Annotated in this window: 8 protein-coding genes; 1 reads left to right on the forward strand and 7 read right to left on the reverse strand. The window is 27.3% G+C overall.

Annotated elements, in window-relative coordinates:
• The coding region (locus ACRDBA_RS02965; RefSeq protein WP_438571444.1) for a discoidin domain-containing protein at window positions 1–512 on the reverse strand (512 nt) is incomplete at its 3' end.
• A gap of 404 nt (window positions 513–916) precedes the next feature.
• Here ACRDBA_RS02965 and ACRDBA_RS02970 point away from each other — a divergent pair.
• Complete coding sequence (locus ACRDBA_RS02970; protein WP_438571445.1) at window positions 917–1,957, forward strand: Ig-like domain-containing protein; 1,041 nt, start codon at window positions 917–919, stop codon at window positions 1,955–1,957.
• 81 nt (window positions 1,958–2,038) lie between these two features.
• Here ACRDBA_RS02970 and ACRDBA_RS02975 read toward each other — a convergent pair whose 3' ends face one another.
• The 6 genes from ACRDBA_RS02975 to ACRDBA_RS03000 all read right to left on the reverse strand — a co-directional run.
• Window positions 2,039–3,433, reverse strand: a complete 1,395-nt coding sequence (locus tag ACRDBA_RS02975) for a PTS transporter subunit EIIC (RefSeq protein ID WP_438571446.1) — start codon at window positions 3,431–3,433, stop codon at window positions 2,039–2,041.
• Between the two features lie 10 nt (window positions 3,434–3,443).
• Entirely contained in the window at window positions 3,444–4,193 is a 750-nt protein-coding gene (locus tag ACRDBA_RS02980) for a MurR/RpiR family transcriptional regulator (protein WP_438571447.1), read from the reverse strand.
• Between the two features lie 164 nt (window positions 4,194–4,357).
• Window positions 4,358–5,578: a tyrosine--tRNA ligase gene (tyrS, locus tag ACRDBA_RS02985; protein WP_438571448.1), complete on the reverse strand. Its 1,221-nt coding sequence runs from the start codon at window positions 5,576–5,578 to the stop codon at window positions 4,358–4,360.
• 203 nt (window positions 5,579–5,781) lie between these two features.
• Entirely contained in the window at window positions 5,782–6,195 is a 414-nt protein-coding gene (locus ACRDBA_RS02990; RefSeq protein WP_438571449.1) for a hypothetical protein, read from the reverse strand.
• The gene (locus ACRDBA_RS02995; RefSeq protein ID WP_438571450.1) at window positions 6,170–7,366 is read right to left on the reverse strand and encodes an AlbA family DNA-binding domain-containing protein; all 1,197 of its coding nucleotides are present in this window, start codon (window positions 7,364–7,366) and stop codon (window positions 6,170–6,172) included. Before ACRDBA_RS02995 ends, ACRDBA_RS02990 begins: the two co-directional genes overlap by 26 nt.
• Window positions 7,367–7,500: 134 nt before the next feature.
• The coding region (locus tag ACRDBA_RS03000; protein ID WP_438571451.1) for a Ger(x)C family spore germination protein at window positions 7,501–8,412 on the reverse strand (912 nt) is incomplete at its 5' end.

The following is an 8,412-nucleotide window of genomic DNA, read 5'->3' on the forward strand; positions in this document are numbered from 1 at the left end:
ACTGGAGTTTCATTAGAAATCTTTTCTCCAAAAATCTCAACTTCTGCTATATTAGAATCATTTTGAGCTGAACTAAAAGTAACATCTACTCTTAATTTAGAAGCTGTTATATTTCCTAAATTATGTGAATCACCTTCTGCAGTAGCTAAGGCTTTATCATCTTTATTTGCAACCTTTATAAAGTTTTCACCATCTGTAGATGCATATATATTATAGTTATAATATCCATTTAATTTATTAAATACCTTAATTTCTGAAAGGCTGTAAGTTCCACCTAAATCAAGTTCTACCCATCTATAATGATTTGTAGATTCCCAATAAGTTGATGTGTTACCATCTATTATTTGACTTACATCATGACCATTTTTCTCACTTTTAGCAGTTACCGTAATATTTTCTACTATTTTGTTATTGTTTACATCTGCTTTAACACGAACTGGCATTGAATTAGCAAGTCCAGCTATTAATGTTAGTGCTACTGCTCTTGCTACATGTCTTTTTACATTTTTCATACTTCCTCTACTCCTTTTATTTTAAGTAATAAAAAAAAGCCAAAAAGGCTATTATAATCCATTTTAAGCTAATGCCTATCTCTAAAATGGTTACACGCAACATTTTTTACATATATTATCTTTTCATACTTTTTGTTATTATTTTTACATATTTTTCTACAAAACTCAATATTTTTTTCAGGTAATATTTTACCTTTTAAGTTACATGTTACAAGTTCTTGAAATCACATATTTTCATCTAAATTATGATTTAATCTAGCAATTGTGTTTATCTTAATTGACCTTTGGAGATATTTATTTATAGAGGATATTTTAAAGAAATACTTTAGAAATATCCTAGTTACCTTTAGAAACATACAATGCATATATTATTATTATAAGAAGAACTACTAGGAGTAATTAATATGAAGAAAAAACACATTAAATTATTATCATTTGCTCTTTTATTATCATTATCATCAGCTTTAATTTCTTGTACAAACACAGATTCTGAAGTTGTAATATCAGAAAATGTTAAAGAAGACATAAAAATTGAGGAAAATGAAACAACTAAAACTTTGAAAATTGCTAATGATTATCTTAAAAACAATAACCCTGAAGAAGCTAAAATAAATTATGAAAAAGCTATTTCTTTAGATCAAAGTAACAAAGATACTTACTTAAAAATTAAAGATGATTATATCTCACTTAATAAGTTAGATGATGCTTACTCCATAATTAAATTAGCTATAGACAATAATGTAGATGTAGACAATATGAAATCAATTCTTAATGAACTTTCATCTAACTTTGAAATAACTTATATATATTCATCTATTTATCAAGGTGATTATTTTGAATTACCAAATGAAGCATTAGTTCCAATAAGTGATAATGCAGTTTCTATTCCTATTACCTGGGACAATACCTCTATTGATACCTCTACACCTGGCGAATTTACCTATACAGGAGTAAACAATATCTTTGGAAAAACAGTTAAACTTATCTTAACAGTTAATCCTAATATATATGATGAAGAAATCTGCTTTATAAAAAACTTTTATACTTCTAACGGAAAAATATTTATTGATGCAGATTTAGCAATTTTCCTAAGAGGTAATGATGCTTTACAAGAAGCTATAAAAAGGAATGATTCTAAATTAGTTACTGAACCTGATGGAAAGATGTGGATTCCTGATGGGTATCTTATAATAAATGATTATCCAAAAATAACAACCTATGAAGTATCAAAAGATGCTACATTTGCATTATGTTGTTATGATGTAAAATCAGAATGCCCAACAGGAAATTCTGATTGTAAAGCTCCAATTTCATATAATGAATTTAATGAATATTTCCTGAAAAATAATAGAACTGATCTTAAAATAGATAATCGTGCTTTATTTTTTAATATAAAAACAAAAAATGGAATTATATATGATATAAGTAAACAGCATACTCCATAAATAAAAGAGGATTAGTTTTTTATTAACTAATCCTCTTTCACTTATATTTAATCTTATAATAAATCTATTAAAGTCACTTATTTAAAAATTATTTTCAATATATTTAGCTACATAAACAGCATCCTGTCCTAAGTATACTTGAATATTTCTATTTGATATCTTTATTGCTTTAATTTCACTAATATCATTTATAAGCTTCTCTTTTAATAAACTTTCATCTTTAATTCCAATTCTAAGTCTAGTTGCGCAAGTAGATAATCTTTGAATATTATCCACTCCACCTATGTATTCTATTATATTCAATGAATATAATTTTATTTTTTCATGATTTTCTAAATTGCTATTATTGTTAACATTTGAATTTCTACCTGGTGTACTTATATCTTCTTTTACAATAATATATTTGAATGTAAAGTAATATAAAAAGAAAAATAAAATCCCTACAGGTATTATCCATATAGTGTTTGTACCCATTTTCCAATTTAAAGTTAAATCTATAACATTAAATCCAAATGAAAAACCTAATCTACAATTTAATAAATATAATATAACTCCAGCTAGTCCTGTATATATGGCATGAATAAAATATAGTTTAGGCGAGTTAAACATAAAGGAAAATTCAATTTGTTCTGTTATTCCTACAACAATTGAATTTAAACTTCCTGTCATCATTAATCCCTTTGTTTTTTCTTTATTCTCATTATTAGATACCTTGTACATAGCATATGCTGCCCCAGGAAGTCCAAAAATCATTATAACAAAAAACATAACTAAAAAGGCTCCTGCTGTTTTATCTCCAGCTAAAAACCGTGAAAATTCTCCTGTAACTAATACTCCATTTTCAGTACTAAATGTACCTAACTCATAAAAAATATATAAATTAATTACATGATGTAATCCTATTGGAATTAACATTCTATTTAAAAACCCAAAAATAAATATCCCAATTGCTCCACTAGCACCAATAACAATTGATATTACATCTATCCATTCTTTAATAATTGGCCAAATATATGAAGCTAAATAAGCAAATAATATAATGGTCAAAGGAGAAATTATTATATTTAATTTTTCTCCACCAAAGAAATTAAATAATTCTGGAACTTTTATATCTTTTACCTTATTAAAAATTCCAGTTGATACTGCTCCAACTAAAATTCCTGCAAATACTCCCATATTAATATCTTTATTTATATAAAGTAAAGCTTCCTTAAATACCATTAAAGATAAAATACTAGATAATATAGCAATTGATTTATCTTTTACATTTGCATAAGCAATAGTTACCCCTATTACAAAAAGTAAATCTAAATTTCCAAAAACAACAGATGATAGTACCTTAAGCATAGGCATATTTAATAAATCAGGCTCTCCTAATCTTGATAATAGTCCTGCTAATGGCATTGCCACTATTGGAATTAACATTGCTTTTCCTAAACTAGATAGTTTGTCCATAATAAAATCTTTTATTCTCATTCTATGACTCCTAATCATTTGTCATAAATAATTCAATAATTTTTTCAAATGTATTTATACAATTTCCATAAAAATATGTTGGGTAATAATTTTCACTATCAATTTTATCATTATCTGTTATGGTAAATACAACATCTGCTATCTTATATAAGCTACTTCCTTCTTTACCCGTAAAAGCTATAACTTTTCCATTTACCTTTCTTATTTGCTCTACTTTTGCTAGGCAACTTTTAGTTTCACCACTTCTTGAAATAATAAATAAAGTAGGACTTTCTTCTCCTTTATATATTATAGGTACTTCTAACCCATGTAGTATTACTCCTAACTTTCTTCTTACTAAAAGCTTTCTATACATATATTCCGTAATATACTCACCATACCCTTCTGAATACAAATATATTACCTTATCGTTTATTAGCTCTTTTATTAAATCTAAATCTTTATAATCTCTAACTTTTGCTAAATTATAAAACTTATAATCATCTTTAATAATCTCTTGATTTACTTCTGTTTCTACCTCTTTTAACCTTATTTTATTTTTAAGGTTATATATCATTTCTAAAAAACCCTTATATTCAAGTTTTTTAGCTACCCTCATAACTGTTGCTGTTGACGTAAAGTTTTTTTCTGCAACTCCTCTAACTCCAATTTTTTGTGCTTCATCTATATTTGATACAATGTAACTTAAAACCTTTACTTCTAAATCAGAAAGATTTTTTGCCCCTAAAGTCTTTTCAACATAATAAAAGTTTTCCTTCATAATTTCTCATCTACCTTCATATTATATTTATACCCTAATTATATCATTAAAATTATTTTCTTTCATTTGTTTATTTAAATTATTTTTCATTTTCTTTATAATTTTTTATATTTTTTTATATTTAAAAGAGAAGGCGTTAAAACCTTCTCTTTTTTTTGATTTATTTATTCAACAACAATTTTATTGTAGTTTTTCTTTCCTCTTTTAATTAAAGCTGAACCATCTTCTAAATCTGCTTCTTCAAGAGTTCTAGTTACTTCTGTAACCTTAACTCCATTTAATGATAATCCACCTTGTTGAATTAATCTTCTTCCTTCAGCCTTTGATGGTACTATCTTGTTTTCAGCCATAATATCTAAAATAGTGCTTCCTAGCTTATCTTTGCCAATTGTAAGTGTTGGTACATTACTCATATCAACTCCACCAGCAAATAAAGCTTCTGCTGCAGTTTTAGCTTTAGTAGCTTCTTCTTCACCATGAACTAACTTAGTTACTTCAAATGCAAGAAGTTTCTTAGCTTCATTTATTGCAGAACCTTCAACAGCACATACCTTTCTTACTTCATCCATTGGAACAAATGTTAATAATGCTAAACATTTTTCTACATCTGCATCATCTACATTTCTCCAGTATTGGTAGAAATCAAATGGTGATGTTTTAGTTGGATCTAGCCATAAAGCTCCACCAACTGTTTTACCCATTTTTTGTCCTTGGCTATTAGTTAATAGTGTACAAGTCATAGCCATAGCTTGACCTTGAGCTTTTCTTCTAACTAATTCCATACCAGCAATCATATTTGACCATTGGTCATCTCCACCTAATTGCATTTTACAATTGTATTTTTGATTTAATACATAGAAGTCATATCCTTGCATTAACATGTAGTTAAACTCTAAGAATGAAAGACCATTTTCTAATCTTTGCTTAAAACATTCTGCTGTTAACATTCTATTAACTGAGAAATGTACTCCAACTTCTCTTAAGAAATCAACATAGTTTAAATCTAATAACCAATCACCATTGTTAACTAATATAGCCTTATCATCTGAGAAATCTATAAACTTCTCCATTTGCTTTTTAATTGAAGCAACATTATGATCTATTTGCTCCTTAGTTAACATTGATCTCATATCTGTTTTACCTGATGGGTCTCCAATCATTGCAGTTCCACCACCAAGTAGTGCTATTGGTCTATGTCCAGCTCTTTGCATATGAGCCATAAACATCATTGCTATAAAGTGTCCAACATGTAAGCTATCAGCTGTTGGGTCAAATCCTATATAAAAAGTTATTTTCTCCTTTTCAAGCAATTCTCTTGTCTCATCTTCATGAGTAAATTGCTTTATGTATCCACGATCTAATAACTCGTCTAAAACATTAGCCATTTTTTTACCTCCAACTTTTATTTATTAAATATCTACTAAAATTAGTATATCCATTATGCGTTACATAATCAACCTTTAAACAACAAATTCCCTTGTTATTTACAATTATAGTTAAGTTTTTAATATTTACAAACAAATAAGAGAGCTAAAGTTTAACCTTTAGCTCCCTATAGTTTGCTTAGTCTTAATATTTATATAATAGTTTATGCTACGTATTCTCTTATAAAGTCTGGTAATTCATCTGTATTATCGCAATTTAAGTTTATAAATAAGTTAAGACCAAATTTACTAGAAAGCTCTTTAATTTTTCCAAATAAATCTGTTGCTTCTCTTATAGGACAATTAACAATATTGCTTAACCCATCAATATAAATATTTTCGATATCATAATTTTGAGAAATAAGCCCGCAAAGTAATCCATAGAAACTTCTGCAATCTTTAACTCCTAAGTCATTTGTAGCTATAAAACGTATATCCCTTTGTAAATGCATCATAGGTCTTGCATCATCATCAATATAAACTGCATCACCTTTAGAAGTAACTAAATTTCCATTTGCAAGGTCTATTAACCTTTTTGTTTTTCCTGAACCTCTACTTGCACAAAACACCTGTATCATCGGGACCACACTCCTCTTTTTTTATATAAAATTTTATTCCTGGTAAAATTACTTTAAAAGAATCTTCTACTCTTGAATTAATAAACTTAACATTTCCAATTCCATTAAAGGCCTCTTTCATTCTTGCAAAGCCCCCTCCGTTATTTAAAAATCGCTTACTATCATCTAGAGTTATTAATTTTTCATATAACCAAATATTTCTTCGGTTATAATTAATTTTTTCTCCCTTTTCATTTTCCTCTATCATTTGTCCAGGACTTATAATCATTGTTTCATTATTAGAAATAATAACTTCAATCACCTTGTTTATTGATGAATATTCTCTATATAAAACTGCATTTTTTATAGCTTCTATAACTGCCTCTAGAGGATAATCTTTTGTAAGGATTCCTTTAAGCACCTCTTCAGCCTCATCTATCATAGATAATAAATTCCCTTGGATAACCTTTACATTTATAGCTTTAATATCTATTCTATTTATTATCTTTATCATATTATGTGGCAAGACAATACTATTATTATCTGAAAATACTAAAAGTCCTCCTAACGTACACTTTTCTTCACCACTCTCCTTATCTATATAAGTTATACCTGAGCTTTCTAGCAAGTTTTTTTTATTGTCCTTACTTATATATATTCCTTTAGTTTTAAAATATTTACTAACTATGTCTATATTTAAAAAATCTATTGTACTTTTTATTATAGGACATGTTTCTATATAAAAATTTAAGTTTTCTTCAAATGCAGCTACTAGTTCTTGTCTTCTCATTATATCAGTGGTAGAACCTCTTCTAATATAAAAAGTACCACTTTCTCTTATTTGATAAGGTTTCTGTCCACCATCATAAATTGTAATTATACAAATAACCTTTTTATCTAAGGTGTAGTTTTCTACTGAAATTGGAATGGGTGGTTCACATCTTGAAGATACTATTTGTTGTACTTGTTCCTCTGATATCATGTTTTCTTTACTTAAACCTACTATATTTTTAACCTTATCTTCTACTCCAACTACAATATAACCTCTTCCCCCATTTGAATTAGCTATAGCACAAATATCCTTTGCCAATTCTCTTTTACCCATTTCTGTAGCTAATGAAAGCTTTAATTTAAAATCTAGCTTTACACCTTCTTCTCTCTTTATGATAGCTCGTACTCGTTTTAAATCCACATCCCTCACCTCAATAGCTATATTATTATTGTATTCATCTAATACACAAAATTGAACTAAATATATAATTTATAATTTAAATAAAAAAGGTATAGAAATATACTATACTGCATATTTCTACACCTTATTAATAATTATAAACTTTCTTTAACTATACCTGTTCCATCAATTAACAATTTAATGTTAATATCTAAATCTGTTATTTTAATTGGATCTTCTATTTCAAGATTTGGATAATTTATTTCTACTAGTCTCGCAATATTAAATATATCTAAATCCTTACTTTTATAGTTTTCAAATATATTAACTAAGTAGTTTTCAAGTTGAGCTTCTTTATTAACTTCTATATGTTTAAGTAAATCATTATCAACTTTTAATAAGCCTTGAGCCTCAGCTAATGATACCCTTATTTCCATATCCTTTATTAGCTTTAGCCTACCTCCTTCATAATTAATACTACTTAATGTCTTACAATCTAGTATTTCAAGTGAGATAAAATCTCCATCTGATTGAGGATTTTGAAGTTCTAATGAACCACCTTTTACATTATCCATTAAAAGGTTGAAGCTCATAGCATCCTTTGCTTCTATTCTTTCTATAAGTACATTATTCTTTAATACAGCTCCTCCATCAATTTCTATTTTTTTGTCTAAAGCATCTTCTCTTATTTTTATTACACCTATTACATCTGTATTATTTCCTATAAGTCTTTCACTTAAATATTCATTTATATTTGCCCTCATAGCTCTAGGATTTCTTTTATTCTTATGTACTAACTCCTCTAAGTATAATCCTAAATATTCTTCATCCGATGATGTTACTTCTAACAAATCATCAACATTTCCAAAGTAAACAAATAAATCAGGCTTTACTTGAAATTGCTGATTATTATTTAGAAGATCTAAATATTTATCTATACCCTCCCTTGCTGCCTTTTCTGTAAAGATATATGCTCTATTTTGAGAGTAGTTTAACTCATAACTTGAAGCTAAGTTTACATCCTTTAGTGCTTCAAGTGCTGTTTTTCCTATTCCTTTATATATTAT

This window comes from Clostridium sp. (genome assembly GCF_051654825.1).
GTDB lineage: Bacteria > Bacillota > Clostridia > Clostridiales > Clostridiaceae > Clostridium.

Bases quoted from the DNA above. Each gene is read 5' to 3' on its own strand.
- tyrS (WP_438571448.1), bottom strand. From the start codon at position 5,578: ATGGCTAATGTTTTAGACGAGTTATTAGATCGTGGATACATAAAGCAA.
- ACRDBA_RS02990 (WP_438571449.1), bottom strand. From the start codon at position 6,195: ATGATACAGGTGTTTTGTGCAAGTAGAGGTTCAGGAAAAACAAAAAGG.
- ACRDBA_RS02970 (WP_438571445.1), top strand. From the start codon at position 917: ATGAAGAAAAAACACATTAAATTATTATCATTTGCTCTTTTATTATCA.
- ACRDBA_RS02980 (WP_438571447.1), bottom strand. From the start codon at position 4,193: ATGAAGGAAAACTTTTATTATGTTGAAAAGACTTTAGGGGCAAAAAAT.
- ACRDBA_RS02975 (WP_438571446.1), bottom strand. From the start codon at position 3,433: ATGAGAATAAAAGATTTTATTATGGACAAACTATCTAGTTTAGGAAAA.